This is a genomic window from Vibrio sp. 10N.247.310.24 (assembly GCF_041467175.1).
In the GTDB taxonomy this organism is placed as follows: domain Bacteria; phylum Pseudomonadota; class Gammaproteobacteria; order Enterobacterales; family Vibrionaceae; genus Vibrio; species Vibrio tasmaniensis_A.
Genome location: NZ_JBFSUD010000014.1, coordinates 13,827 through 40,824, shown reverse-complemented (window position 1 = coordinate 40,824; position 26,998 = coordinate 13,827). Strand labels below are relative to the sequence as shown.

Genomic DNA, 26,998 nt, shown 5'->3' with positions numbered 1-26,998 from the left:
AACAGCTGCTAACAATAACAACTACTAACAATAACCTAGCCTCTCATTTGAGAGGCTTATTGCTTTTCTTTTATGATGGTTTGGGAGGTAGTGATAATTTTTCGCTTAAGCCATTGATTCATCGGGTGCATTCTCTTGTTATGAGATTCCACCAGCACGATTTTTTTGAGCTCTTCCGGTGCATAATCAGGAAAAGAGAGATAATCGAACTCTTCATTAAGATAAAGAGCAAGCTGCTTGGAACACGGTAGAATCATGTCACTTTGTTTAATGACCTCTAATAGCGTGTGCAAATACGAGCTTCTTGCTTTCACTTTAAGCTGCTCTGTCGACAAATGCTTGGCGATATAAGGCTGAATATCATTCCACCCCGGTATCACCAAACTCGCGTATTCCGCTTCATCTATCTCTTGCTGTGAAATCACTTTGCCAGCTAATGGATGGCCGGTTTTAACCAACCCGACAAAGTCATCCTCACCGATAATCTGATGGGTAAACTGCTTATTCGTGTCGATTGGAGAAAAGTTGATAGCTGCTTGTATCTCGCCATCCAACAATTTTTTCAGCGTTTGAGAGCCCCAATTAACGATATTGACTTGAGCATTGGGCGCTTCTTGAATGAGACCAAGGCATAAACGCGCCCCAAGCCAGTTCGAGATAAAACCGTTAATCGCAATCGTGATGTTGCCTTGATACTCGGCAGGGTCAAAGCTTGGAGTTTCAAGAATCACGTCGTCCAAGCTTTCCATGATCATTGGCAGTCGTTCACCAAGCTCTAACGCACGTGGAGTTGGCTTCAAACCGGAATGGACACGAGTAAACAATTCGTCATCAAAGTACTCTCTCAATCGCCCTAGTGCTTTACTCACTGCGGGCTGACTCAGCGCCAATTTATTGCCAGCAATGCGAGTATTTTGGGTTTCTAGCAAAACCAGAAAAACGCGGATTAAATTGAGATCCAATTGTTTCATAGTTACCTGTCATTAAAATTTGGTCAGGGAGATATTTAGCCGTCTGGCGATAAACGCTAACTTAGCGAAGATCTCTCTCATTATGGCTCATTTGACGATTGATTCGCTTAACGATCTTTAGCTCTTTCTTACTATCTAGACAAACTAAACAATAAATCATCATAGAAAAAGCAGAACTTCAATTCCTCAAAGTTCTGCTTTAACAATCCATGACTGCTTACGCTCTGCGCTTTTTGAAAGCGTGCCAGCCGGCGCTGAAAATTGTTTTTAACACCACACCGAGTGCGCTTAGTTTTGGGTCGGCGTTCTTGCCAGAGGCAATGCGCCACATCTGATGTTCATACCAAACCAGCCCGACCATCGCCATCTTGTCTAAAGCGGGCTTTCCTGTGGTTGGCACGGTTAGTGGCATGCCGTGGCTAGGGTCTTCAATTAACTTGTTAGGGAAATCAGGATCAACCGCCATTGTGCGCGCAATACCAATAAAATCGGTCGCCGAGGTGTTTAATGCTTCATTCATTGCTTGCGCGGTTCGAAAACCACCCGTGACCACCAGCGGAGTGCTCACAAGCTTTCTCGCCTTCACCATGTAATCCATAAAATACGCTTCACGCTTTACCGTGCTGGACTTGATTGATTCAGATTTGCTCTTTGAACCCATCATTGATGGACTTTCATAGGTGCCGCCAGAGATCTCAATCAGGTCGATACCGTTATCACTCAGTGTTTGCACAACCTGCATCGACTCTTCTTCAGTGAAGCCACCTTTCATGAAGTCGGCGCTGTTGAGCTTAATTCCGACAGGGAAATCTTCACCGACCTCTTTTCGAATCGCGCGATAAACCTCAAGCACAAAACGAAGTCTGTTTTCGAGTGAGCCACCCCATTTGTCTTGGCGTTGATTGTGTCTCGAAGACAAAAACTGACTCACGAGATAACCATGAGCACCGTGAATCTGCACGCCAGTAAAGCCTGCTTGTTTTGAAAGCTTTGCACTCAGCGCGAATTTATCAATGATTGCGATTATTTCCGTCTCAATCAGAGCTCGTGGCGTATTGAAGCCTTTCTCTAACCCGCGCTCTAAAGAAATCGCCGAAGGAGCAACGGGGCTATCACATAAGAATTTAGGAATTTGCTTTCCTGGGTGGTTCAATTGCATCCATATCTGCGAACCATTTTGTGTTCCAGCCTTCGCCCACTCACGAAATACGGTTAAGTCACTGTGCTCATCTAACACAACGTTTTTAGGTTCACCAAGCGCGCCTCTATCGACCATCACGTTACCCGTTATGGATAGACCAATTCCTCCTTGAGCCCAACGCTGATAGAGCGTGACCAAACCTCGCTTAGGGTTATGGTGTTTATCACCTAGCTGTTCACTCATTGCCGATTTGAACAGGCGATTTTTGATCACTTGGCCATTAGGAAGAGAAAAAGGGTCGTTGAGGCAAATTGGATTCATGCGCGTGGTTACTTTCTTTGGTTTATATATTCAGTCCAGTATGCCCTATTTTATCCGACAGTTCTGAGCATTTAACGCCTATTTCGAAGCAAGTTTCGCTCAATAAAAAATGCCAGCGGCATAGCAGCTGGCATTAATCGATTATAAACAAAACCTTAAACAGGCGATTTAAGTCATCACTTTATCGTGGATTTTTTGACCTTGGTAAATGGTGTCGATTTCCATTTATCTGTTCTTACCTCTTCACCGGGCGTGTACATACGTAACACTGAATACCATTGATGATCGGGGATAGGTAAGAAGTTAGGATCATCTTCATGCCCTTTTACATCGCTACTCATGTAAATGGTGTAGCTGCCATCAGCATTAGGTGTTAGCGTTCTGTCTCCACGGGAATGACGGTTTAAGTCATTTTTCTCCATCAATCGGGTTTCACCACTGTAGGCAGTGTATGACCAAAAACCACCCTCTTCTAGCGGTGGCGCATCGAAGGTCACCGTGTAATCATACTTACTACCGTCGAGCGCACCACCTTCACTATCGAAGAAGTCACCGCTGTACATAGTGTGTTTTGCAGGCAGCCCCCATTGGCCCATTAAGGTGCCGTAGGCGTGCTGAAAGCTTGGAACCTTAGTCATTTCATCGCGAGAGCCTAATACGTCTCGTGAATCATCAAAGCCCGCATTGATGATTCGTTCCAGTCCGTCTTTTTGACCAGACTCGATCATACTAAGCTGCTCTGCCGTAAATGGATGACTGGCTTTGCCTAATTCAACATCTCCTAAGCCAATGTACTCAAACAGTTCAAGCAGCTTTTGGTCATGTGCCTTCATGGTTCCTTCAGACAGAATGAAATTGGTTCGCTCGACCCAATTAGAGTCTTCAGGATCTGGATACTCGCGCTCAATAGGAACTGGCCCTTTCTGACCTAAGTATTCCGACAACGTCCTAACATTCCATTGATCCATTAACTTTTGAGCAGTTGCAGAATCGTCACCGCCAAGGTCCATGATTCGACCCATCATTTTGACCAGCGGGTGCTCGACATAGATGACTTGATCGACACTCGCAGGCACTTCACCTTTCCACCCTTCAACTGCATACATGAAACTGCCGCCTTTTGTGCCTCGCTGTGGAGAGCCAAAAGCCGAGTCAGTAAAGTGCTGCATATTCATGGTATGGAACAACCAGTATCGATTGTCATCATGGTCTGGAATCGTAACGATGACAGGCTCTGCTGCTAGATCCATCCAACCCATCAAATGTAACGTGTCATTGTTAATCGTCGGGTGCGCAGTGTAAGTGTCGTCAGCAAGTATTCGAATATTTTGGAATCGATTCAAAGGGTAATCTTGCTCAACGACGGTTTTGTAAAAGTATTTGTAGGCTTCATCTATCGAGTACGCGTACTCATAGGCAAGTTGTGCCAATAGCTGATTATCCTTTTTGAGCGACGCTAAACTCGCCATCTCAACGGGGAGAGTTTCCGTTTTTATCCCCATTGCTGTTTTTGTTGCCACAGCTGCGCTGGTCGCGTCCACGGATTGGCTCGCAAGTACCGGAGACGGAAGTGCAACCATGAAAGCACAAGTCAGTGCTGCCGCAAGTATGTTTTTTTTCATCATTTAATGTCCCAACTAAAAGCAATATGTAAGGTGCGCTTGTTACAGCACACCTTGTATTAGTCGTATTTGGGTTAGTCAGCAACCACTGATTTGTCTGCCATACCAATACCACCGGCTTTCTGTCTTGGTGGAAACGCTTTGAGTGACTTCTGATATTCCGCCGCTGATTTTTGCAGCTTTGGTAGTACCCAAGACTTCTCTTTCATCCATAAGAACCAACCACGAGTATCAGGGCTACGCTCATAAGGATCAGCCTTGATGTTGATGAGCATCCCTAGTGGCCACTCTTCAGGAGGCGCAATCCACTCCGTTTTGGTTTTTAGGTGCACTTTCCAATCATCAACTCGGAACGCATTCAAATCTTGCTCGTTGTAGAAGAAGAACTCATGGCGTTGGCTCGGCTCACCTTTGGTCAACATATCCAGCTGGTTATAACCATCCAAGTGGACTTGATAACGCTCGCCGTTTAACTCTTTTCCATCAAGCAGTTCTTGCTTAATGTCGCCTTCACCCACTGCAGCCATAATGGTTGGCACCCAGTCTTCAGAAGTCATGAAGCCATCGGTGTATTCACCTTGAGGGATTTTATCTGGCCAGCTGACCAGCATTGGTACACGGAAACCGCCATCCCACGTCGTGCCTTTTTGACCACGGAAAGAGGCAGAACCACCATCAGGCCAATGATCTAGGTTTACGCCGTTGTCTGAGGTAAACAAGATTATCGTGTTATCAATTTCACCAAGATCTTCTAACTTATCGAGTAATACACCGATCTGGTCATCAAGTTCAATCAAGCCATCGTAATACGTGTTGATTTGGCTCGCGCCTTGGTATTCCGGGCGCACGTGCGTTTTTTGGTGCATACGAGTCGGGTTGTACCACATGAAGTAAGGTTGTTCGTCTTTCTCTGCTTCATGTCTATCGAGCCAATTAGTAGCAAACTCCAAAAATTCGCCATCAACGGTTTGCATGCGTTTAGAGCCTAAAGGACCTTTATCTTCAATCGTTTGCTTTCCAACCACACCAAACCTTGGGTCTTCTTGCATGTCCACACTCTCGGTAGCGATGGTGTGAAGAACATTACGAGGGCGACCTCTGAAGTTAGGGTCTGTTGGGAATTCCGGCTGTTCAGGCATCTCCATAACGTTGAGGTGGTAAAGGAAACCGAAGAATTCATCAAAGCCGTGCACCGTTGGTAAGTGACTGTTGTTATCGCCTAGGTGACTTTTACCGACATGCACGGTCGCATAGCCTTTGTCTTTCAGCATTTCGGCTAGGGTTGGATCTTCTTTTTGAAGGCCAAGTGAAGAGCCCGGCTGACCGACAGACGTTAAGCCTGTTCGGAAAGGATATTGACCTGTGATAAAGGCAGAACGACCTGCAGTAGAGCTGCCTTGCGCGTAGTAATCGCTGACCATCATGCCGCGTTCGGCAATTCGATCAATGTTCGGCGTATCCACCGCGCCTAAACCACGGTGGTAAGCAGACAGATCCGTTGGGCTAACATCATCGAGCATGATGGCAACCACATTGGGTTGGCTCGCTGCATGTACGTTGACGCTCGCCAGTACCGAAAGCGCCAGAGCGGATTTAACAAAAGACTTATACATTTATAACCCTCATTCACTATGAGTAAATCGCTGAAGTCACAACGAAAATTGTGCATGTCTCAGCGAACCATTGTTGAGGTAAATGGTATAAGAAAGAGGCCAAAAATGGCTTGATAGCCACTATTACGATTCTTAATAGTGGCCGTTAGAAAGGGAGAGTTATTTAGAAGGAATAGAGTAGCGTGACACTAGGATTGAATAATCGACGTAATTTCTTTTTGAAGCCAATCCGTGAACGGGTTATTACGGTTTGCTTGATGAGTAAACAGTGCTAATTCTCGACGATAGGTGTCTTTCAACAGTTCCGGCGGTAAATCGATACAACGATAAGAGTGATCAAGCAAATAGCGGCATTTCGACGATGTTACATAGATGAAGTCGCTATCTTTAACGATTTCTAGCATCAAATTCATATTGTTGCTTCTGAGCCCGATGTGTTTATCTAAGTCGTATTTTTTGATCAACATTTCCGTCTTGGACGGCTGAATGTAACCAGGGATCATATTGATACAGAGTGGGTATTCCAGAATTTCCTCAAGGGAATTGCCTTGAATTGGGTGGTCAGCTCTTAGCACCAACATGAACTTATCAAAACCAACTGGGCGTTCCGTCAGGGTTTTATTGACGTCCATAGGAAGATAGCTCACTCCCCAACACATTCGGTTGGTCTCTAGAGACTGCACCCCATTATCTAACCAAGGTGAGCATTGAAACGTCACTTGCGGCGCTTCTCTGGTCAGCTTTTTGATTAATGGCACACCCACTGGGATCAACAGCGGGGAAGGCAACATGATTTGAACCTCCCCTCTTAAATCTTCCAAGCCCCACTCATCATTGGGTATGTATAGATTATCTAGTTGCTCTAATAGCAGAGGCAAGGTTTCGATAAGCTTCAAGCATTTCGGGGTGGGTTCAAGCCTTGCTTTATCTCGAACAAACAACTCATCATCAAATTGTTCTCTGAGCTTACGAAGCATGACACTGATCGTCGGCTGACTTACGTTCAAGGCTTTGGCTGCACTCACCGTTTGACGAGTTTCATTAAGCACCAAAATGAGCCGCAGTAAGTTTAGGTCTTTGGTCATGCCCTACTCCAAATGATTTAGAAAAGTGGAAAGTACGCTGGCGAATACCCTTTTTTCATCGCTTCTACCATAGGCAATAATTTGGGTAATGCGTGACGAAAAAACATCTCATACCCTTGGCATAAATGATTCATCGGACTGCCATCTTCGGTTGTTGCTATTCTGTTTTTTGGGCAACCACCTTGGCAGAGTTCAACAAAATCACAACGTCGACAAGTGCTGTTTAACTCATCATATTTGTTGGTGCCAAACGCGATTTGTTCTGGTGAGCTCGCCATAGTTGCAAGCTTATCACTGTTCATGGTGCCCAATTGATGATCTTGATACCCATAATGGTCACAACTGTAAACATTGCCGTCATGCTCAACCATTAATTGCTGCCCACAAGTCGCGCTGTGATGGCACATTTGGCTTTGGTAGCCCATCAACACCATTAAACAGTTTTCAAAAAACTGGATATACACTTTACCGACATCATTGGCGCTCCATGCATCAAACAAGTCACAAAGAAATTGCCCCCACTGCTCACCGGTTAACGACCAATCATGCCCTGTTCGTCTGTCTAACTCATGATCGATACAAGGCTGAAACTGCATGTAACCACTGCCATTTTCAACCAAAAACTGATAGATCGTTTTACCGTGTTTGTAGGTTTTATTGTTCACGACCGTTAACGTATTAAAATCAACATTGTGCTTCTTTAGGTAAGACATCCCACGCATTGTGCGTTCAAAAGACGACTCGCCATTTTTGTCGATCCGAGCGATGTCATTCAGAATATTGGGGCCATCGATACTGATGCCCATCATGAAATTATGTTTAGCAAAGAAACTCGCCCAGCGATCGTTAATCATGGTTCCGTTGGTCTGCATCGTATTCACGATGCGCTTTTTCGTCGCTTTGCTTGCCTGTGCTTTCATCGCCGTTTCATAGAAATCGAGCCCTCTTAACATAGGCTCGCCACCGTGCCAGATAAAATCCACTTGTTGATCTTTCATTGGCTGCGCGTCGATATGAGCACCGACAATTTGCTCCATCATGTCCAGAGACATTGACGATCTTTTATCGCCATCTTGTCTATTGAGATAATAGCAGTAGCTACAATCCAGATTGCACTGAGCCCCTTCTGCTTTAATGAATAAGCTAAAAGGATAAGTAGATGTGTTCATATCGATTCCCGTACTTTTTTGCCAACATATCAACCGAAAATCAATCAAACAATAGCGCCTCAAGCACCCTACTCGCACACGTCGTAGGGGTACTTCACCACCCTAAATCAATGTTAATTAAAACAACCAGTTGAAAGGTAAAAAGAGACTATTAACATCCTTAATATCGGCTATTACACTCCTTAATCTCACTTGCTCATATGATAAATGCCTAATTCTGTTCCTACGATCTAAGGTGTTCTATGAGAAAGCTCCTCTATAAGAAAAGTGTACTGACCAGTTTAGTGTGTTCTTTATCCAGTATTATCGCGATGCCATCCCTTGCCCAACAATCTATTAATCCTGAAGAAGAGCTCGCTTACAATCTAGGTGTTCAAGCATTTATCTATGGTACGGGTCCATTAACCGTTGCTGCGGTTAGGCAAACGACCACATCTGTTGATGCGCCGATGGACAACGCCATGGCACCATTGAATGAGATGGGTAAAACACGCGTTCTATCCGGACCTCAGGATAGGATTGTACCGACCGTCAACAACGATACGCTCTACTCACAAGCTCACTACGATCTGGATTTATCAGGTCCAATGGTGATTGATATTCCTCGCACCGATAACCGTTACTACATTGTTCAGCTATTGGATGCTTACTCAGATTCGATTGAAGATCTGCACGTGAAGAATGTCGGCGACCAAGGTTCAAAAGTGCTTTTGGTCAACAAAGGATGGGCTGGTGAAGTGCCAGAGGGGATTGATCGTGTCGTAGAGTCTCGCACTCCTATGGTTTGGTTAATTCAACGAACGGGCGTGTTTGGCGAGCAAGATCTCAATGACGCATTGGTTACTCACGATAAATTCCTCAGCTACCCACTCGTTCAACTCGGCGCAGAGCATGACATCGTAGAACTTAAAGCTTCGACAGGTCGCATCCCACCCATGGCGAGGCCTGAAGGGTTAGAGTGGTATTCATTGATTGACCGTGAGCTACGTAAAAACCCGATTCCAGAAGATGCTGCCATCGTTGATCAATTCCAGCAAATTGGTATTGGAGGATCGACCCCCTTTAACCCTGAATCACTAACTTCAGCACAGAAAAAAGGGCTAATGCGCGCGATTGAGTCTTCACAACAGATCATTCAATACGCAGGTCGAAGCATCGGTGATGTCAATAATGGCTGGTCGATGATGTACGAGGGTGGCCGTTACGGAAATGATTATCTGAGCCGAGCGAGCATCAATATGCGTGCGGCTGGTTTGAATGTGCCAGAGCGAGCACTCTATCCAAACCGATACACGGACTCGAATGGTGAGCAGCTGTCGGGAGACAATCAATATCGAATGACCATGCCAGCTGATGCACCCGCTGACGCCTTTTGGTCGTTGACCATGTACGACGCTAAAAACCTGTTCATGGTTGAGAACTTCATTCAACGCTACTCCATCTCAACCAATCGTAAAGATGAGCTGAAATACGCAGAAGACGGCACCTTGCCAATATGCATTCAATACGTAAAACCGTCCGATCCAACGTGTAACTGGCTACCCGCGCCTCAAGATGACTTCTATCTTCACATGCGCCTGTATGAGCCAACTCAAGCCGTTCTCGACAATGAATATCCACTGCCACAAGTTGAAAAGCTCTAGCCTCAATTAAGTTAATTACGTCGATTAATCCAACTAAGGCAATTAAGTCGATCAAGTCAATTGCCACGGCGTTCTTAATGTTCGCTCGTGGCAATTCGTTTTATCCCTAAATACATGGCTCAAGCTGCTAGCAACATAACTCATACACTGAAAATGAGGTTCTATTCTTGAAAACACCTTTCATCACACTGTCTCTGTTAGTAACAGGGATAGTCAACTCTCTCGCTCACGCGGGAGGGTTAAATCTATCTCAGATTGCGACAACCAAAAGCGTTGGCACAGCCGGCGCAGGAAACGTAACCGTGAACGATGCATCCGCCGTGATCACCAATGCTGCGGGGTTATCGGCTATTGAAGAAAGCGCTTGGATTCTCGGCGTTCAATACCTCGATGTTGAAACCACTTTTGTCCGTGACGATAACTCGGCTTCGACCACAGGAAGCAGCGCCGATGTTCTCCCTCATTTGTCTTACGCATCAAGGCTCAATGACCAATGGGTCGTCGGCGCAGCATTGCACGCAGCTGGCGGCACTGGCGTTAAATACTCACACGGCGTTGGCGCACACCCTGCTTTATTGATCAAAGAAAATAGCATTTCGGCACTCAACTTTACGTCGTCATTGTCATATCAGGTCAATGAACAACTGTCTCTTGGTGGTTCTTTGATATTGCAGCACGCTGCGCTTGAAACTCAAGCATTGAATGGTCGAGAGCTTCAAGGAGATAGCCTCGACCTAGGATTCGGCCTGAGTCTCAATCACCACATCAGTGACAACACACAATTGGGTGTCAGTTATCAGGGCCAATTTGATCACGACCTTTCCCTTGATAACGCCAACGCTTTTGGCATTAGCTCTGAACTAACATGGGTTCGAAGCTTAAACTTAGGGTTGAAGCATTCATTAAATGAAGACTTAAACCTTCTACTCAGCTCCAACATGGAGACATGGCAAGATTATGATGACAAATACTCAACCACCTATTCTCTTGGGGTTGGTGTGGAATACGCATACGAGGATTGGTTGCTGTACAGCGGAGTGAGCGGTGACACGAGCCCTGTAAGCAGTCAAAACAGAGATGTGTTACTCCCGCTCGATAAACAGTGGCGTATCGGATTCGGTGCTGAGAAGAAGATATCCAATGACTTACATCTTGGATTGAGCTACCAATACCAAGATTTAGGCCATGGTGAAATTAATGCTGACTCAGGACTATTTCAGCCTTCTGGCAGCTATTCGACCAACAGAGTTCACTTCATCACTTTGTCTCTTCGCCATTAAAGCGAACTCTTGAGCGTTATTCACTTCTAGCTTCTAGCTTCTAGCTTCTAGCTTCTAGCAAGAAACAGTACGAAAAAAGGATTGGCTGTGAGAGCAATCCTTTTGAATTCATGAATATCATTCCGCCATCCAGAAAGGCTCAAACACCCTTTACGCTCATGGTAATTGTCGTTATTGTGATTCTCTACGTCATCATCACAAGGACAGTCTGAGAGTTATGAACAGCACGATTGAAACTATTCTGGGGCACCGCTCCATTCGTCAATATACAAATAAACCGATTGAAAAAGCGCAACTTGATGTGATTATTCAGGCTGGTCTCGCGGCTTCATCATCGAGCTTACTGCAGGCTGTTTCTATCGTGAGAGTGACAGACACAGAGAAGCGCAAACTGTTAGCTGAATACGCAGGTAACCAAGCTTACGTTGAGAATGCGGCTGAGTTTTTAGTGTTCTGTATCGACTATCAACGCCACGCTCAAATCAACCCTGAAGTGAAAACCGACTTTACTGAACTGACCCTGATTGGCGCGGTAGATTCTGGCATCATGGCGCAAAACTGCATGCTGGCAGCTGAGTCTCTAGGTTTGGGTGGCGTTTACATTGGCGGGCTGCGTAACAGCGCACAACAAGTCGATGAACTGTTAGAACTGCCACTGCACACTGCCGTGTTGTTCGGGATGTGTTTAGGCCACCCTGCACAACAACCAGAGGTTAAACCTCGCCTTCCTGCCCACGTAGTCATGCACGAAAACCAATACCAACCGCTGAGCCTAGATGAAATTGCCAGCTACGATGATTCAATGCAGAGCTACTACGCAAGCCGTTCAAGCAACCAAAAGCAGAGCAGTTGGTCACAGCAGATCACGCAAAAGCTGTCTGGCGAATCTCGCCCGCATATCCTGCCTTACTTGAACAGCAAGCAGCTGACCAAGCGTTAAGCCGTTAAGCCGTTAAGCCGTTAAGCCGTTAAGCCGTTAAGAGCTTGCAACAAACCACAGCAAACAGCAGTACAAACAAAAATGTCAGCGTAATATACGCTGACATTTTTATTTATCCGGAGGCGGCTAGCTTACAGATATTTCTCAATCGGTAACAATTGTAGGAAGCCAGACTGCATTCGTTCCCACTTACCCGTTTCTGGTTCGCTGTCCCAGCTTTTCTCGCCTGAATACCAATACACATCACCGTCTTCAAGCTCTAATCGCCAGCTGTTTTCTTCACTCATTGCTTGCTCAGTGGTTTCTGCTAGTTTTTCGGCAATGACTTTATTTTCGATGATCAAAACCGATTCCGTGTTGAGATAGGTAGAGCGCAAGTTGAAGTTAAATGAGCCAATGCTCGCGATGCTGCGGTCAAATACGACTGATTTAGCGTGCAAGCCATAGGCCGTTTCAGGCGCACATTTAGACACGTCTTGAGTCGAAGCTTCACACAGCTTAGATTCTGGTTTTAGCTCAAACAGGTCAATACCATGCTCCAGCATGTCGTAACGTCTGCCCGCATAAGCGGAGTGATTCGTCACCAGATCATTAGACGCCATAGAGTTCGTTAGCGCTTTTATCTCAACGCCCTTGTTGTTCAATACCTGCCACTCTTCAAGCTGACCATCATCGAATACAAGGTAAGCGGATTCCAATAAGATCTCTTGTTTCGATTCGCTCGCTAACTTCCCTAGAAGAATCGCGGTCGCTTTCGGTTCATCGGTATTGTCTGAATCATCAGGAACGGGCTGATCGTAAACAAAGCGCGCATTCACCCAAGTCATCTCGCCAATTACCTCTTTCAGTAAGCTATCCGCAGCCTTCCGATCTAATGGTAATTCAGGATAATTTTGATAATGCGGAACGACAATATTATCTATCTTTGAGAGATCAGGTTGTTCGTCATCACCCAACATATCGACGGGGTAAGACCAACGGCTGTTCCAGTATTCAACAAAACTGATTTGGATGGTGTTAACTACCGAGCCCATGACTAATACATCGCGGTCTCGGAAATTGATTTCATCAGAAAGGTCGAAGTATTCATCACCGATATTACGGCCACCCACCACAGACAAGGTGCCATCGACGGTAAACGACTTATTGTGCATACGGCGATTTAAGCGAGAAAAGTCACCGACAAAGCTCAACCATTTACTGAAGCCACGACGTGTTGGCGTTGGGTTGAAGATACGAATCTCGACATTAGGGTGCGCATCCAGTGCCGACAACAAACCTTCACGCTCATTGAGATTGATATCATCCAGCATTACGCGAACCTTCACACCGCGCTCAGCCGCGGCTAATAAACGGCTGGCTAAGTAACTGCCCGATTCGTCAGAGTTCCAGATGTAGTATTGAATGTCGATGGTGTGCTCGGCACTTTCGACCAGTGCTAATCGCTGTGCCAAGGCATCCCAACCAGACTCTTGCAGACGAACCGCAGTGGTGCCTTGCTCTATAGCTTCAGGCTGAAATTCATTGGTTAGAACCGATAAAGAACTAGGTGCAGGAGAGGTTGGCGGTTCTGTTGGATGATCGATGCCTTCAGGAAGTGAAGAACACCCACCTAAAACGGCGATTAAGATTAACGTTAAACTGATGCGTTGGAGCACAGGCATGTATCTGACTTCCTTTTCACGATGACGTCTTTAGAAACTTTCCGTACAGCTTTTCAATGAACAAGCTATTCCGATCTATTCATTGATTATTACTGCTAAATCCTGAAATTTATAGGTAATTATCCAGTATAAATTTAAAGGTCGTTAAATTGGCCTACAGATCACTTAAGTTGATTGAGCGCCAAACAGTATAAACTCAGCGGCTTTTCGACCATTTCAATAGTGAGCTCTGTTCGGTCTGGGTTACAGTTCAACGCCAAAGCGTAGCCGTGTAAATAATCCACCAGCAAGTCCAACGCATTTTTGGTTTGCTCTTTGGTTAACGCTAACGGGCTCAACACCGCTGTAAAACGTTCACTAAATACCTCCATCGGCCCGAGGGATTTCATGGTCAATAAGGTCTCTAACAAGCCTCGATATTCGTTGAGCATCGACAAGTAACTCACACTGAGCCGATAAAGGTTATCTCGCCAGTCTTGGGTCAGCTCTGGCTGTGCCACTTCTTCAATCAAAGAAACCGTGATTGCCTCAAGCAGATCGTTTTTGTTTTTGAAGTAATGGTATATGGCCATCGCATCGACCCCGAGTTCTGTCGCTAATCCTCGAATGCTTGGCACTTTGCCACTCTCTCGCATCATGCTTTTAGCAATGGTGAGAATTCTCTCCGCGCTGAGTTGGCTTGATCCACTCTTTGGTCGACCTCGCTTCTGATCCTTGACAGTCATACCGTCACCTCTTAAACTTTATTTCCACACTGTAGAATATTTTAATTTATTACCGTGTAGATGCCAAGTTTCTCATCGATATCGGAGTTAAAAATGTCAAATATTGTATTCATCGCAACCAGTCTTGACGGTTACATTGCAGACAAACAAGGCGGCTTAGATTGGCTGCAAGCGATTCCAAATCCAGACGGTGAAGACATGGGCTACAACGCCCATACTGATCATATCGATGCACTGGTCATGGGACGTAATACAATGGACATGGTGTTGAGCTTTGGCATTGATTGGCCTTACAGCAAGCCAGTCTATGTACTGAGCAACACTTTAAATGAAGTACCTCAAGAGCTTGAAGGTAAAGTATTTTTGATGAAGGGCGAGCTTAAACAGATTGTCGCGGATTTGAATAACAAAGGCTTAAAGAACTTGTATATTGATGGCGGCATCACCATTCAAAACTTCCTGAAAGAAGACCTGATTGACGAGCTGATCATCTCGACCATTCCTGTCGTGCTTGGTGGTGGGTCCCCGTTATTTGGTGACTTAGTATCTCCCGTCGACTTTACGTTGAAAGGCGTCACGACGTACCTTGATGAGATCGTGCAAACGCATTACTTACGTAAGCGTTAAAGCTGTTGTTGCTCTAAGGGCATGAAAGGATCAACACCGAAAACATTGTTCACGCGACGTAAGCTTTACCGTCTCTACACAAGCCTCCCCTAAAGTAGTACCCTTTATCGTCTCTCATTCTTGATGGTAGCTGGATATTATGAAGCTTTTGGTCGATCGCACTGGTGAACAGTTTTTAGAAATTCTGCAAGAATCGGGAGACACGCTGATGGTTCAATTCATTACCAATGAAGGCAATCGAAAGGGTAAGCCGTTCCAAGATAACTTGAGTGGATTGTTCCTCACAGGGTGGAAGCCGCGCACCACTTCAACCGCCATCGGATTAGAACGCTTTAAGCAAGGCAAACTTGAAGATCCCAAGGTGAGTTTCGCATTGCACCAACTCTATCCACTCGGTCGAGACGTAAAATTACCTTCCGGTGATATCGCAACTATCGCGAGTTACGCCAATACCCATGCCGATGGCTACTATATGTTTGTGCGCCTCAACGATGAATTAACCCGACTCAAGATTACGCCCGATTGGGAACTGCAACCTTCCGTTCAAAGGTTAGCCTTGCCTTATTACCCTGTGCCAAGAAGCCAGCAAGAACTCGACAATATTGACGATTTTGATGCGTGGGCGGGCGGTTTTTAAACACTGAAAGTCAGTAAACGCTATTGAGATCACATCCACTGATCGAATCTCAATACAACAATATGTGCTCTCTAAACATTGATACGAATACCCGTTCTCAAACGATGCAAATAACGGTTTGGCTGTGTGCTGCTAAAGAGTGTTTCATTCTTTCCTACAAGCTCAAACGGGGCTGAATAAAGTCAATAAACGCCGAGATACGTTTAGAGACAGAGGACGACTTGTAATAAACCGCATTCACTCGCTCTCGGTCTGTGTTGGCAAGTTTGTCTTGTTCCAGAATAGGGATTAAACGCCCTGCTGCCATATCTTCCTGCACCATAACCCCCGATAAACAAGCAATACCATTTCCTGCTAAGACTAGTTGACGCACGGTTTCACCATTACTGGCTGTCACAGTAGGCGCGACATCACTTTGGTTTGGTAAAGGCCAATGGTTAAGCACTTTGTTACCCGCAAATCCCACAATTTGATGCGAGCGCAAATCTTCAGGTTTGGTGGGTAGCCCACGCTTAGCGAGATAATCAGGTGACGCCACAATATGGAGTAAGCTTTTGCCTAACGGGCGAGCGTGCAGTGTTGAATCGGACAACTTACCGATTCGAATCGCAACATCGGTTCTCTTTTCTAGAAGGTCAACGAAGCCTTCGTTGGAAGTGAGTTCCAATTCAATGTCTGGGTAAGCCTCTTTGAATGACTGCACCAACGGCACTAACTGGTGAAATACGAATGGACTGGCGGCATCGACTCTTAAACGACCTTTTGGCAACTCACCGCGCGACACGATTTCTTCTTCCGCGCTCTGGATCATCTGTAATCCCACCCTGACTGAATCGACAAACTGCCGCCCTTCCTCCGTCAATTCCACGCGTCTCGTTGTTCGGTTGAATATTGAGACACCGAGTTGCGACTCAACCTTACTCACCGAACGAGATACCTTGGCGACCTGCACATCCAACGCCTCTGCCGCCGCAGAAAAACCACCAGCATCGACAACGGTGAGTACCATTTCTAAATCATCTGAACGGGTTAACATGAGGCTCCTTCGCTATCTTCATTTTGTTTAATGTCATCTCGCTTGTGCTCATCACAGCTCAAATCATCTATGTCTTTTCGATCTCATCAGCTTAATCCAATGATCGGTTAACTCTTCAATTATTGCATATTTAACAAAGGTTATTTGTTAATCGCACCATTTATCACAAATATATATTGCTAGATAATCCTCGCCATCAAACGAAGCGCTCCTATTGCAGTCACAAGCTGCCCCATTTTATCGCGCTCGGTATTTAACAAAGAACAGTAAGAGAGATGATTATGCCATTAGCATTACTTGCATTGACGCTCAGCGCCTTTGCCATCGGAACCACAGAATTTGTCATCGTAGGCTTGATTCCTACCATGGCGAGCGACTTGAATGTATCTCTGCCATCGGCAGGCCTATTAGTCAGTTTATACGCGCTTGGCGTTGCTATTGGCGCACCAGTATTAACGGCATTAACCGGAAAGTGGAATCGTAAAGCGGTATTGCTAACCGTTATGGCATTGTTTGTCATTGGTAACTTATTGGCGTGGCAAGCTCCAGGCTATAACACGCTGATCGCCGCACGAATTTTGACCGGCCTCGCCCATGGTGTGTTCTTCTCGATTGGATCGACATCGCGACAGGTTTGGTTTCAAAAGATAAAGCAGCCAGTGCCATCGCGATCATGTTTACGGGTTTAACGGTTGCATTGGTGACCGGCGTACCACTGGGCACTTACATCGGTCAAACCTTTGGCTGGCAAGCGACCTTCTTGATCGTTGCTCTGCTTGGTCTTATTGCTCTTATCGGTAGCGCTATCTTGGTTCCAAGCAACCTTAAGCAACCACCTGCGGCGAAGATTTCGGCACAACTAAAGGTTCTGACTCAACCACGCTTGCTGTTGGTTTACGCTATCACAGCACTAGGTTATGGCGGCACATTCACAGCGTTTACGTTCCTTGCTCCGATACTGGAAAACGTATCAGGGTTTGATTCGAGCTCTATCAGTTTAATCATGTTGGTTTATGGTGTGTCAGTGGCGGTAGGTAACATCTGGGGCGGTAAAATGGCCGACAAGATGGGCCCAATTAAAGCGCTGACCGTTATCTTCTCTGGTTTAGCCGCAGTATTGGTGGTATTCAACTTTACCGCTGTAAACCCTTATGCAGCCGTTGCGACTATTTTGGTTTGGGGTGCATTTGCATTCGGTAACGTTCCGGGGCTACAAGTGTATGTTGTGAAACTGGCTGAGAAATACACACCAGACGCAGTCGATGTCGCTTCTGGGTTGAACATTGCAGCCTTCAACGTCGGTATTGCATTGGGCTCGTGGGGTGGTGGTTTGATTGTCGCGAAATCTGGATTAATGAACACCCCTTGGGTAGGTGCTGTGATTGTTTTGATCGCTCTTATTCTGACTCGATTCAGTGGTGCGTTAGATAAGAAGCAAGCACAACAAGCTGTTCCATCTAGCATCTAGCATCTAGCAAGGATAGAAAAAACAAAGCCCGAACCTAGGTTCGGGCTTCGTCATTTACATCTGATTATTGTCCGTTATCGATCGCTTTCAGCACTTTACATGGGTTACCGACTGCAACCACATTGGCTGGGATGTCTTTAGTTACCACACTGCCTGCGCCAATAACGCTGTTTTCGCCAATGGTTACACCCGGGCAGATGATTACACCACCGCCAAGCCAAACATTGTCGCCGACGTTAATCGGTGTGCCAAATTCAACACCCTCTTCAACTCGGCCTTTCACATCGAGTGGGTGACCTGCGGTCAGGATTTGAACGTTCGGACCAAGCAGCACATTGTCGCCAATGGTCACTTCAGCCACATCCAAAATCACGCAGTTAAAGTTAGCGTAGAAGTTCTTGCCCAGCTTGATGTTCGAGCCGTAGTCACAACGAAATGGAGGTTCTAAGTGTGCATTTTCACAGCCCGGAATGAGCTCTTGCGTTGCCGCTTCCCATTCGGGTGTGTCTGGAATACTGTTATTGAGTTTTTGAAGCACCTTACGACATTCGATACGAGCTGAATAAAGCTCTTTATCCCAAGCCTGATAAGGTTCGCCTGCTAGCATTTTTTGTTTTTCTGTTTTCACGTTACTTACCTGTTCTCACATCACTTAGCTAGTTTCACATTACTTACCGTTTTCACAGTACTTAGCTAGTTTCACATTACTTACCGTTTTCACAGTACTTAACTAATGCTGGTCAATTCATCGACCAAAAACGCAATATCGCACATCTAAATAACAGTGAATAAGGAGTGTTTGCGCTTGGTTGAAGAGATGCGCAGCTCGTCACTTTTTGTAGGTGAAATATGAAATTCGAACGGTGCTAATTTAGCTTCGCTATCGAATCACGTAACACCAAACTGCCAGTGGTATTGATGGTGGTCGCTTGCTCTGTTTCACCGACAATTTGCAGGATCGCCTTTTGCGTCATTTGCTCTAATGGCACACTCACAGACGTTAAGCTTGGCGTTAAAAACGCCCCCACTTTGCTGTTATCAAAACCAACGATAGAAACATCTTGAGGCAATGAGTACCCAAGTTCGGTTAACGCCTTAATCGCACCAATCGCCATGTCATCGTTTTCCGACAAGATAGCGGTGAATGTTGCTTTGCTTTTTACCAGAGCCTGAGCCGCATGATAACCGCTCTCCATCGTCCAATCACCTTGAACAACCTTGGACTCATCCAATGCAATACCCTGTTTAGTTAGCACATCTTGATAGGCTTGGTAACGCAACTCATCGGTCGAAGAACCGGCTTTACCACGAATCACTGCAATGTCTGTATGGCCTTGCTCGATGATGTGCTCAACCATCAAACAAGCGCTCTGATAATGGTCGGTGGTAATGGCATGATTAGGCTTCGACGGCATTTCTCGGTTGAGTACCAGAATCGGTGTGTCAGTACTTTCGATGATCTTTGCAATCTCGCTTTCGGTTAAGCATTGCGGATAGATGATGATGCCCGCGCACTTCATATCCAGCAGGAAGTTGATCGCCTTTCTTTCGTCTTCAGCGCTGTGTTTGCCATCGGTGATCACCAATTGGTGATTCGACTTTTCGCTATAAGAAGCCGCGTGATACATCAAGGAAGAGAAGTAAGGGCCATTGAACAACTCATTGGTGATTACAAAGCCGATGAAATTGGTCTTCTTGGTCGCCAATTGCTGAGCCAACAAGTTCGGTCGATAACCTGTTTCTTGAATCGCATCGAATACCTTTTTCACCACATCTGGGCGCACGATGTTCTTGCCATTTAAGACACGAGAAACGGTCGATTTAGATACGCCTGCGCGGTTCGCGACATCAAGCATGGTTACCATTCGCTTCTTTTCCTTTATAAAAAATTAGCCGACATAGGCCGACTAATTCATTGCAAAATGACAGCTCACAGTTCACATAACTGCGCTGGGAAATGCATTCTAAATAGTGGTACCGTTAGATGCAATCACGCCTTTATACCACTCGAACGACTTCTTGCGTTTGCGTTCTAGTGAGCCAGATTGATCGTTGTGCTTATCTACGTAAATGAATCCGTAGCGTTTTTTCATCTCGCCCGTGGTGAATGAAACTAAGTCGATACAGCCCCAAGGGGTGTAGCCCATCAAGTCAACGCCATCAATCGCTACGGCTTTTTTCATCTCTTTGATGTGGTCACCAAGGTAAGCAATGCGGTAGTCATCATTAATGCTGCCATCTTCTTCAATGGTATCAACAGCGCCAAAACCGTTCTCAACAATAAACAATGGCACTTCATAACGTTCATACAAAGACGCTAAACAGAAACGCAAGCCTGTTGGATCAATTGGCCAGCCCCAATCGCTCGACTGGATGAACGGGTTATCGACCGAGTTCTCATGACCACCGTCCATCGCTTCTTCTGTCGATTGGTGAGAAGACGAATCCAATGTATTCGACATGTAGTAGCTAAAGCCTAAGTAATCGGCCTTACCTTCTTTTAGGATCTGCTCATCTTCTGGCTGCATCTCAATGTTGAAGCCTTTGATTGCCCAGTCACGCTTAGCGTAATTTGGGTAATGACCACGCACCATTACATCCGAGAAGAAATAACGGTCACGCATCGCTTGTTGTGCCACCATGATGTCTTCTGGCTTTGAAGAACGAGGATAGAAAGGCACCATCGCACACATTGCACCGATTTGAAGATCTGGATTGATCTCGTGACCTTTCTTAACCACCAAAGCACTGGCAACAAACTGATGGTGAACCGCTTGATACATGGCTTCTTGCGGCTTTTCACATTGTGGAAACTTCACGCCAGAACATAACCAACCAAAGATATCTGCTGAAGTATTCATCTGGTTATTTATCTCATTGAACGTCATCCAGTACTTAACCTTGTGCTGGTAGCGTTCCATCACTGTGGTTGAATACTTAACAAAGAAATCGATCACTTTACGGTTCATCCAACCCCCGTATTCTTTGGCTAGATGGTAAGGCATTTCAAAGTGGCTCAGTGTTACCACAGGTTGAATGTCGTATTTCAGCAGCTCATCAAACAGATCATCGTAAAATGCTAAACCCGCTTCACACGGCTCAGCTTCATCGCCATTTGGGAAAATACGCGTCCAAGCGATACTGGTACGGAAACACTTAAAGCCCATCTCAGCAAATAACTTAATGTCTTCTTTATAACGATGGTAGAAATCCACTGCGACTTGGTTGGGGTAGTTTTCGCCATCAATCACACCATCGGTAATTCGACGTTGTACACCATGAGCGCCCGCTGTTAAAACATCAACAACACTGACACCTTTACCATTCGCATCCCAGCCGCCTTCTAGCTGATGCGCCGCAACCGCACCACCCCACAAAAAATCGTTCGGAAATTCGTTGTTCATACCATTACTCGCTACAAGTTATTCGCAAAAAAGATCAGGATTAGAGAGCTCATTGCAGCCCTGAAACCGATTTCAATAAATGCAAAGATACAGATTGAAACCGGTTTCAGCAATAACTAAACGATCTTTTTCTGATCGAACTACAGACTAATCAAAAGTCAGCGTTACGATCAGTGCTCTTCAAAATATTGATCATGTGTGTGTTTGCTAGATTGGTCTTGAGTTCCGGGATAGAACTGAACCAAAGTCTGATCGGCTAGTGTGAGGTGAATCCAACCCTCTTTGACTTTCAGCCAATTGGTGCCGTTGGTCTCGTAGACGGCAGGAAAACTGCCCCAGCCTGACTCTGATACCTGCAACTCTTGAAAACGGTCAATTGGAATGAGTTTATTGCTGTTTAAATCAGCACCGGAGTAAACCAACAGAGGCTTGATAGCATCGTTTGGCTTAAACGTATAACAGCTCACAGAGGCTGAAGTGCGATCAAACCACTGGTAAGGTTGTGCGCCTGTTAGATCATAGACCGTACAGTCGTTAAATTGAATGGCCCACTCTTGGTGAGCTTTAAAACCGAGGTAGCCTATTGGCTGTGATGGTTCAGCCTTCGAGTCAGTTTCTGGTTCATACACCGGTTCTGAGGTAGCACATCCCATAAGCCCAAGACTAAAAAGGAAAGTCACAGCAAGCTTCATCATTGTCATACCTCAGTTCCGTTAGTAGATGAGTAACTCAATTAAGTCTCTACATTAAACGGTAAGTTCCAAGCGATTACCATCAGGATCGAGCACACAGCTCTCATAATAGCCATCACCTGTTCTTCTTGGGCCATCTAAGCGCTCATAGCCGTCTTCAACCAAGCGTTGAGTCAGTTGATCGACCGCTTGTTCCGAACCTAGTGATATCGCCATATGAATGAAGCCTGTGAACTGGTCATAGATATCGTCTTTCGATTCAGGGACAGAGTACATTTCCATGATCTCTAAGCGACTACCGCTTTCAAAAGACAAGAAATATGAAGAGAAGCCTTTGCTTGGATTGTGATATTTCTGGTTGGACGTTGCACCAAAGTAATCCTCATAAAAACGTTTAAGCACTTCGAGTTGTTTGGTCCAAATTGCGATGTGTTCGATCTTCATTTTTATCACCTAATGTTTACATATGACACTAGATTACTCGTCAGACAAGGAAGGATAAACAGAACATAATTCATCAAAAGTGTTCCTATTTAATAGTCAGTTCCGTTATCAAAATGCCAACAATTAGCTGCACAGTATTAACACCTAAATTTGTGCAATACATAGCTTTGATCCATAGTCGGTGTTTTACACAATCTGAGATTCAAACTGTGAGCTTTTTAAAACTGATACTACTTGCGGCTATATGGGGAGGCTCGTTTCTTTTCATGAGAATGGCGGCTAATCCATTAGGGCCCGCAGTCTTGATTGAAGCGCGAGTTCTGTTTGCAGCACTTACTCTGCTTTTAGTTTCTTTTTATTTAAAAAAGAAGCTCTCTTTTCATGATCACGCTAAACACTTCTTCATTCTCGGGCTGTTTAACACCACACTTCCTTTTTTGCTTTTCGCTTATGCCGCGCAGACACTTAACGCCTCGACACTCGCCATCTTGAACTCTACCGCGCCAATATGGGCGGCAATCATTGGTGCGATATGGACTAAAACAGCACTCGAGGCGAAAGTTCTATTGGGACTTGGGATTGGGGTAACGGGAGTTGGCGTGTTAGTCGGTTGGGATGCGATGAACATTGGCCGTGAGGCTATGCTTCCTATCTTTGCAGCAGTGATGGCGGCCTTTAGCTACGGAATAGCGTCAAACTATACGAAACAAGCCCCTAAAGTTGAGGCATTCAACAATGCTCATGGCAGCATGTGGGCTGCGGTGTTGCTGGTTTTGCCATTTGTATTCTTTATTCCGATGAGAGAAACACCCGACGTTACGATCACTACGTCAGTTATCTTATTAGGCGCGGTATGTACTGGGTTAGCGTATCTACTTTACTTCAATCTCGTCTCTGAACTCGGCGCACCTTCAGCCCTGTCCGTGACCTTCATCATTCCGGTATTTGGTATTCTCTGGGGTAACTTGTTCTTAGATGAAGCAATTGGCATCAATACGATTGTTGGTTCAATTCTGGTTATCACAGGCACCATGTTAGTGACAGGTATGTCGCCAATGAAAATGTTCAAAACAGCGCGTCAGAAACGCGCACAATAAGTTGATTGAATCCCAAAAACCTAATTAAAACCCTCAAGTAACAGAGACAAAAACGGCCTCCAAATGGAAGCCGTTTTTCATTGAATCGTTAACAACTTTGAGAGCTCGTCATGTATTGTTGAATCTTGGTTCTTAACCATTGATGTGCCGTGTTTAAGTCTGTTCGTTTATGCCAAATCATATACTGTTTCATCGGCAAGACCTCAAAAGGTTGCTCGAGCACTTGCAGTTGGAATCGCTCCGCAAACTGATTAGCAAAACCTCTAGATGTGCTACCAACACAGTCGGAGCCAGAGACCAACACACACATCGTCATCAATGAATCACATTCGGAACTGACTTTTCGCTGCTGTATCGGATTTTTTGTAAAGTAATCCGCGGTGTAAAGGTGAGAGCGACGCATTCTGAAGGTGATGTGTTTCTCATGATAATACTGCGCTTCCGTTACCGATCCATCAATCCTTGGATGCCCTTTCTTGGCGATCAGCACGAGCTCATCTTCAATCACTTGCTGGTTCATATAGCCATTCACTTGTGGGTAGTGAATATCGATCGCTAAGTCGGCTTGCTGCATGCTCAAACTCTGCAGCAGATCTTCTTCATTACTTGGCACCATATTGAATTCAATTGAGATATTACCAAGCGTATCGTCCTTTTCCACAAGGGGCTGAAGCTTGGTTAAACCGATCTCGTTGACCAGAATTCGAAACACATGATGTTGCTGATTATCAAACTGCTTTAAGGTACTGACAGCGCTGGTTATCCCGTCCAGTGCGGGCTCTACACGTAACGCCAACTGCATCGCTGCATTGGTCGGTGTTATACCTCTACCCTCTCGAATAAAAAGGTCTGTACCCAATTGTGCTTGCAGCCGTTTCAAAGCGCCACTGACTCCAGGTTGAGTCATACCAAGCGATTCTGATGCAAGCGTGATCGACTTTAATCGATACACTTCTAAGAACACGCTCAGTAGATTTAAATCCAACTTTTCCATGTCGCTCACCGTTACTCTCCCTGTCAATGTGCTCTTAATCAATCATAGGTCAGGTTTTATCTTCGTTCCCTAACCATTGCACGACTCAATACATAGCTAATCGTGATGTGTTAACTAAAGCTTACTTTATTTTTTGCTATATGTCTTAGGCATATAATTTCCTCAACGAAACGAAATCCCGAATTGAAGAGGCACCTATGACTCCATCACGCACTTTCAAAAATGCATCACTGTTCCTAGCAATCTCTCTTGCGTTTCCTGCTATTGCAGCTAACCATGACCACGCACACTTTAGCGATATCGGCGATCAGGGTGGCAAAGATGCGACCGAGATGACGACGAAAGCAAACCAAAAATTCGCGAAAACGCTGAACTTCGAAGACACTCGCGCGTTCGACAATAACAACAAAGGGTTGATTGCGAGCTTCGATCAAGAAACTGGCGATATTATTCGTAACAGCTTCAACTTCATCGACCCTAGCGTGAACAATGCCGATCAAGCGCCTGATTCAGTAAACCCTTCTCTTTGGCGTCAAGCCGTGCTGAACCAAGCTGCTGAAGGTTTATACGAAGTTGTCCCAGGCAAAGTGTATCAAGTTCGTGGTGCTGATCTGGCGTCGATATCTTTCATCCGCAGTGACAATGGTTGGATTGCTTACGACGTTCTTCTCACAAAAGAATCCGCGGCTAAGTCATTAAAGTTCTTCAAGAACAACGTGCCTGATGGTGGCGACTTACCTGTCGTAGCGATGATTTACTCACACTCACATGCCGATCACTTTGGCGGTGCACGAGCAATCAAAGAAGCTTACCCAGACGTAAAAGTGTACGGTTCTAAAAACATCACTAAAGAAATCGTCGACGAAAACGTACTGGCAGGTAATGCGATGTCTCGACGTACCGCTTATCAATATGGCGCAACACTGAATCGTCATGAGCACGGTATTGTGGATGCGGCACTCGCGAAAGGCTTGTCGACTGGCACCATTACTTACGTATTGCCGGATTACGAACTTAACCATAGCGAAGAAATTGAAACGCTAGTTATCGACGGCCTAGAGATGCAATTCATGGATGCATCAGGCACTGAAGCGGCATCAGAAATGGTGACCTACATTCCGAGCATGAAGGCACTTTGGACTGGTGAGCTAACGTATCAAGGCATGCTCAACCTCTACACATTGCGTGGTGCAAAAGTACGTGATGGCTTGAAGTGGTCTAAGAAGATCAACGAGATGTTGGTCACTTGGGGTGAAGATACCGAGGTATTGTTTGCCTCTCACTCATCGCCAATTTGGGGCGAACAAGAGATCTCTGACTACCTAAAAATGCAGCGTGACGCTTACGGTTTTACTCATAACCAAACACTTCGCCTAGCGAGCAATGGTGTCGTTTTGCAAGACATTGGCGACGAGATCTACAAAGTCATGCCAGACAGCATTCAACAGTCTTGGCACACCAATGGTTACCACGGTACTTACTCTCACAATGCCCGTGCGGTGTACAACATGTACCTTGGCTACTTCGACATGAACCCAGCCAATCTGAACCCGCTACAAATTCACCCAGAGTCGGTTAAGTTTGTTGAATACATGGGTGGCAGTGACGCGGTGATTGAAAAAGCGCAACAAGATTTCCAAGAAGGTGAATATCGCTTCGTTGCAACGGCACTTAACAAGGTTGTCCAAGCGGAACCTGAGAACAAAAAAGCGCGTGGTTTACTGGCCGATACTTATGAACAGCTAGGCTACCAATCAGAAGGCGCAGGGTGGAGAAACATCTATCTAACAGGTGCTCAAGAACTGCGTATCGGCACACAACCGGGCGCACCAAAAACGGCTTCTCCGGATGTATTGGCGAACATGACCATCGAAAACTTGCTGGATTACTTAGCGGTAAAAGTGGACTCATTGAAGGCGCAAGACACGCCGTTTACCATGAATATCCAATTACCTGATGTGAAAGAGTTCTACTACGTAGAGATGTCGAATGGCAACCTGAACAACATTCAAGTAACTGACCTGCAAGATGCCGATACCACACTGATCATCAACAAATCAGATGTATCAGACATCGTACTGAAGAAAACGACACTCAACCAATTATTGGAAGATGGCCAAGCGGGCGTGAAAGGAGACAAAACATCGTTGAACAAACTGCTGTCTTCATTGACTGAAGCGGATACCTCTTTTGAGATTGTTCCTCGTCCAAACAAAGGCGAAGAAGTCGACGCTGAGTTGTACCAAGATTCACACGAGCACGCTCACTAAGCAGCTCTTAGGTAAAATAATTACAACGTCAAACTGGCCTAAATAGGCTGAAACAAGGCTAATACGACCAAGCCTCAACCATTAAACTGGTTGAGGCTTTTTTGATTTGAGCTTTACTCGATATCAAGAAAATAAAATGAAAAGCCACACCCTTG

At 45.5% G+C, this 26,998-nt stretch carries 22 protein-coding genes and 1 pseudogene; 8 read left to right on the top strand and 15 right to left on the bottom strand.

The features are described 5' to 3' along the window. Positions 1 to 56 precede the first annotated feature (56 nt). The 6 genes from AB6E08_RS06745 to AB6E08_RS06720 form a co-directional block, all read right to left on the bottom strand. Entirely contained in the window at positions 57 to 971 is a 915-nt protein-coding gene (locus AB6E08_RS06745) for a LysR family transcriptional regulator (RefSeq protein ID WP_012600117.1), read from the bottom strand. A gap of 217 nt (positions 972 to 1,188) precedes the next feature. Continuing rightward, positions 1,189 to 2,433: an NADH:flavin oxidoreductase/NADH oxidase family protein gene (locus AB6E08_RS06740; protein ID WP_371996197.1), complete on the bottom strand. Its 1,245-nt coding sequence runs from the start codon at positions 2,431 to 2,433 to the stop codon at positions 1,189 to 1,191. 176 nt (positions 2,434 to 2,609) lie between these two features. After that, entirely contained in the window at positions 2,610 to 4,058 is a 1,449-nt protein-coding gene (locus AB6E08_RS06735; RefSeq protein ID WP_371996199.1) for a DUF1254 domain-containing protein, read from the bottom strand. A 71-nt stretch (positions 4,059 to 4,129) separates the two neighbouring features. Beyond that, a complete protein-coding gene (locus AB6E08_RS06730) occupies positions 4,130 to 5,668 on the bottom strand; it encodes a sulfatase-like hydrolase/transferase (protein WP_017096312.1) in 1,539 nt (512 codons plus the stop codon). Between the two features lie 188 nt (positions 5,669 to 5,856). Continuing rightward, positions 5,857 to 6,753 (bottom strand): LysR family transcriptional regulator, encoded by an 897-nt coding sequence (locus AB6E08_RS06725; protein ID WP_372064805.1) that lies wholly within the window; start codon positions 6,751 to 6,753, stop codon positions 5,857 to 5,859. Between the two features lie 17 nt (positions 6,754 to 6,770). After that, a complete protein-coding gene (locus AB6E08_RS06720; RefSeq protein WP_372064808.1) occupies positions 6,771 to 7,922 on the bottom strand; it encodes an anaerobic sulfatase maturase in 1,152 nt (383 codons plus the stop codon). A 242-nt stretch (positions 7,923 to 8,164) separates the two neighbouring features. Between AB6E08_RS06720 and AB6E08_RS06715 the strand changes: the two genes are divergently transcribed. The 3 genes from AB6E08_RS06715 (at position 8,165) to nfsA (ending at position 11,785) form a co-directional block, all read left to right on the top strand. After that, positions 8,165 to 9,565, top strand: a complete 1,401-nt coding sequence (locus tag AB6E08_RS06715) for a DUF1254 domain-containing protein (protein WP_371707143.1) — start codon at positions 8,165 to 8,167, stop codon at positions 9,563 to 9,565. A 167-nt stretch (positions 9,566 to 9,732) separates the two neighbouring features. Continuing rightward, positions 9,733 to 10,845: an OmpP1/FadL family transporter gene (locus tag AB6E08_RS06710; protein WP_371722744.1), complete on the top strand. Its 1,113-nt coding sequence runs from the start codon at positions 9,733 to 9,735 to the stop codon at positions 10,843 to 10,845. Between the two features lie 217 nt (positions 10,846 to 11,062). After that, positions 11,063 to 11,785, top strand: coding sequence for an oxygen-insensitive NADPH nitroreductase (gene nfsA, locus AB6E08_RS06705; RefSeq protein ID WP_372064811.1), 723 nt, complete (start codon positions 11,063 to 11,065; stop codon positions 11,783 to 11,785). A 131-nt stretch (positions 11,786 to 11,916) separates the two neighbouring features. Here nfsA and AB6E08_RS06700 read toward each other — a convergent pair whose 3' ends face one another. Both AB6E08_RS06700 and AB6E08_RS06695 read right to left on the bottom strand, forming a co-directional pair. Continuing rightward, positions 11,917 to 13,449 (bottom strand): phospholipase D family protein, encoded by a 1,533-nt coding sequence (locus AB6E08_RS06700; protein WP_372064814.1) that lies wholly within the window; start codon positions 13,447 to 13,449, stop codon positions 11,917 to 11,919. 161 nt (positions 13,450 to 13,610) lie between these two features. Next, positions 13,611 to 14,174, bottom strand: coding sequence for a TetR/AcrR family transcriptional regulator (locus AB6E08_RS06695; RefSeq protein WP_004732269.1), 564 nt, complete (start codon positions 14,172 to 14,174; stop codon positions 13,611 to 13,613). A gap of 60 nt (positions 14,175 to 14,234) precedes the next feature. Here AB6E08_RS06695 and AB6E08_RS06690 point away from each other — a divergent pair, with 60 nt between their 5' ends. After that, positions 14,235 to 14,801 (top strand): dihydrofolate reductase family protein, encoded by a 567-nt coding sequence (locus AB6E08_RS06690; RefSeq protein ID WP_371707148.1) that lies wholly within the window; start codon positions 14,235 to 14,237, stop codon positions 14,799 to 14,801. A gap of 139 nt (positions 14,802 to 14,940) precedes the next feature. Next, entirely contained in the window at positions 14,941 to 15,438 is a 498-nt protein-coding gene (locus tag AB6E08_RS06685; protein ID WP_371707149.1) for a hypothetical protein, read from the top strand. A 154-nt stretch (positions 15,439 to 15,592) separates the two neighbouring features. On the opposite strand, the gene AB6E08_RS06680 is transcribed toward AB6E08_RS06685, so the two are convergent. Beyond that, positions 15,593 to 16,474 carry a LysR substrate-binding domain-containing protein gene (locus AB6E08_RS06680; protein WP_371707150.1) on the bottom strand — a complete coding sequence of 294 codons (882 nt, stop codon included), beginning with the start codon at positions 16,472 to 16,474 and terminating at the stop codon, positions 15,593 to 15,595. A 275-nt stretch (positions 16,475 to 16,749) separates the two neighbouring features. Here AB6E08_RS06680 and AB6E08_RS06675 point away from each other — a divergent pair. Further along, a pseudogene (locus AB6E08_RS06675) lies at positions 16,750 to 17,942 on the top strand (MFS transporter). Positions 17,943 to 18,006: 64 nt separating this feature from the next. Here AB6E08_RS06675 and AB6E08_RS06670 read toward each other — a convergent pair. The 5 genes from AB6E08_RS06670 to AB6E08_RS06650 all read right to left on the bottom strand — a co-directional run bounded on the left by AB6E08_RS06670 (position 18,007) and on the right by AB6E08_RS06650 (position 22,482). Continuing rightward, a complete protein-coding gene (locus tag AB6E08_RS06670) occupies positions 18,007 to 18,570 on the bottom strand; it encodes a sugar O-acetyltransferase (RefSeq protein ID WP_017102277.1) in 564 nt (187 codons plus the stop codon). 238 nt (positions 18,571 to 18,808) lie between these two features. After that, positions 18,809 to 19,807 (bottom strand): LacI family DNA-binding transcriptional regulator, encoded by a 999-nt coding sequence (locus tag AB6E08_RS06665; RefSeq protein WP_012600106.1) that lies wholly within the window; start codon positions 19,805 to 19,807, stop codon positions 18,809 to 18,811. 99 nt (positions 19,808 to 19,906) lie between these two features. Then, entirely contained in the window at positions 19,907 to 21,346 is a 1,440-nt protein-coding gene (locus AB6E08_RS06660; RefSeq protein WP_372030994.1) for a 6-phospho-beta-glucosidase, read from the bottom strand. 170 nt (positions 21,347 to 21,516) lie between these two features. Continuing rightward, positions 21,517 to 22,041, bottom strand: a complete 525-nt coding sequence (locus AB6E08_RS06655) for a hypothetical protein (protein ID WP_372064845.1) — start codon at positions 22,039 to 22,041, stop codon at positions 21,517 to 21,519. A gap of 51 nt (positions 22,042 to 22,092) precedes the next feature. Then, complete coding sequence (locus AB6E08_RS06650) at positions 22,093 to 22,482, bottom strand: VOC family protein (RefSeq protein ID WP_017102273.1); 390 nt, start codon at positions 22,480 to 22,482, stop codon at positions 22,093 to 22,095. 209 nt (positions 22,483 to 22,691) lie between these two features. On the opposite strand from AB6E08_RS06650, the gene AB6E08_RS06645 reads away from it, so the two are divergent. Then, positions 22,692 to 23,579, top strand: coding sequence for a DMT family transporter (locus AB6E08_RS06645; protein WP_122046112.1), 888 nt, complete (start codon positions 22,692 to 22,694; stop codon positions 23,577 to 23,579). Between the two features lie 88 nt (positions 23,580 to 23,667). Here the strand turns inward: AB6E08_RS06645 and AB6E08_RS06640 are convergent, their stop codons facing one another. Further along, on the bottom strand, positions 23,668 to 24,582 hold the full coding sequence (locus AB6E08_RS06640; protein WP_017097566.1) for a LysR family transcriptional regulator: 915 nt from the start codon (positions 24,580 to 24,582) through the stop codon (positions 23,668 to 23,670). A gap of 188 nt (positions 24,583 to 24,770) precedes the next feature. Between AB6E08_RS06640 and AB6E08_RS06635 the strand changes: the two genes are divergently transcribed. Next, positions 24,771 to 26,843 carry an alkyl/aryl-sulfatase gene (locus AB6E08_RS06635; protein WP_372064823.1) on the top strand — a complete coding sequence of 691 codons (2,073 nt, stop codon included), beginning with the start codon at positions 24,771 to 24,773 and terminating at the stop codon, positions 26,841 to 26,843. The last annotated feature ends 155 nt before the right edge of the window (positions 26,844 to 26,998 follow it).

What these genes read in the sequence shown, in the direction of transcription:
- AB6E08_RS06735 (WP_371996199.1), bottom strand. Translation starts at nt 4,058, where the DNA reads ATGATGAAAAAAAACATACTTGCGGCAGCACTGACTTGTGCTTTCATG.
- AB6E08_RS06635 (WP_372064823.1), top strand. Translation starts at nt 24,771, where the DNA reads ATGACTCCATCACGCACTTTCAAAAATGCATCACTGTTCCTAGCAATC.
- AB6E08_RS06680 (WP_371707150.1), bottom strand. Translation starts at nt 16,474, where the DNA reads ATGTTAACCCGTTCAGATGATTTAGAAATGGTACTCACCGTTGTCGAT.
- AB6E08_RS06685 (WP_371707149.1), top strand. Translation starts at nt 14,941, where the DNA reads ATGAAGCTTTTGGTCGATCGCACTGGTGAACAGTTTTTAGAAATTCTG.
- AB6E08_RS06730 (WP_017096312.1), bottom strand. Translation starts at nt 5,668, where the DNA reads ATGTATAAGTCTTTTGTTAAATCCGCTCTGGCGCTTTCGGTACTGGCG.
- AB6E08_RS06720 (WP_372064808.1), bottom strand. Translation starts at nt 7,922, where the DNA reads ATGAACACATCTACTTATCCTTTTAGCTTATTCATTAAAGCAGAAGGG.
- AB6E08_RS06740 (WP_371996197.1), bottom strand. Translation starts at nt 2,433, where the DNA reads ATGAATCCAATTTGCCTCAACGACCCTTTTTCTCTTCCTAATGGCCAA.
- nfsA (WP_372064811.1), top strand. Translation starts at nt 11,063, where the DNA reads ATGAACAGCACGATTGAAACTATTCTGGGGCACCGCTCCATTCGTCAA.
- AB6E08_RS06690 (WP_371707148.1), top strand. Translation starts at nt 14,235, where the DNA reads ATGCCAAGTTTCTCATCGATATCGGAGTTAAAAATGTCAAATATTGTA.
- AB6E08_RS06745 (WP_012600117.1), bottom strand. Translation starts at nt 971, where the DNA reads ATGAAACAATTGGATCTCAATTTAATCCGCGTTTTTCTGGTTTTGCTA.
- AB6E08_RS06715 (WP_371707143.1), top strand. Translation starts at nt 8,165, where the DNA reads ATGAGAAAGCTCCTCTATAAGAAAAGTGTACTGACCAGTTTAGTGTGT.
- AB6E08_RS06665 (WP_012600106.1), bottom strand. Translation starts at nt 19,807, where the DNA reads ATGGTAACCATGCTTGATGTCGCGAACCGCGCAGGCGTATCTAAATCG.
- AB6E08_RS06700 (WP_372064814.1), bottom strand. Translation starts at nt 13,449, where the DNA reads ATGCCTGTGCTCCAACGCATCAGTTTAACGTTAATCTTAATCGCCGTT.
- AB6E08_RS06695 (WP_004732269.1), bottom strand. Translation starts at nt 14,174, where the DNA reads ATGACTGTCAAGGATCAGAAGCGAGGTCGACCAAAGAGTGGATCAAGC.
- AB6E08_RS06660 (WP_372030994.1), bottom strand. Translation starts at nt 21,346, where the DNA reads ATGAACAACGAATTTCCGAACGATTTTTTGTGGGGTGGTGCGGTTGCG.
- AB6E08_RS06655 (WP_372064845.1), bottom strand. Translation starts at nt 22,041, where the DNA reads ATGATGAAGCTTGCTGTGACTTTCCTTTTTAGTCTTGGGCTTATGGGA.
- AB6E08_RS06725 (WP_372064805.1), bottom strand. Translation starts at nt 6,753, where the DNA reads ATGACCAAAGACCTAAACTTACTGCGGCTCATTTTGGTGCTTAATGAA.
- AB6E08_RS06650 (WP_017102273.1), bottom strand. Translation starts at nt 22,482, where the DNA reads ATGAAGATCGAACACATCGCAATTTGGACCAAACAACTCGAAGTGCTT.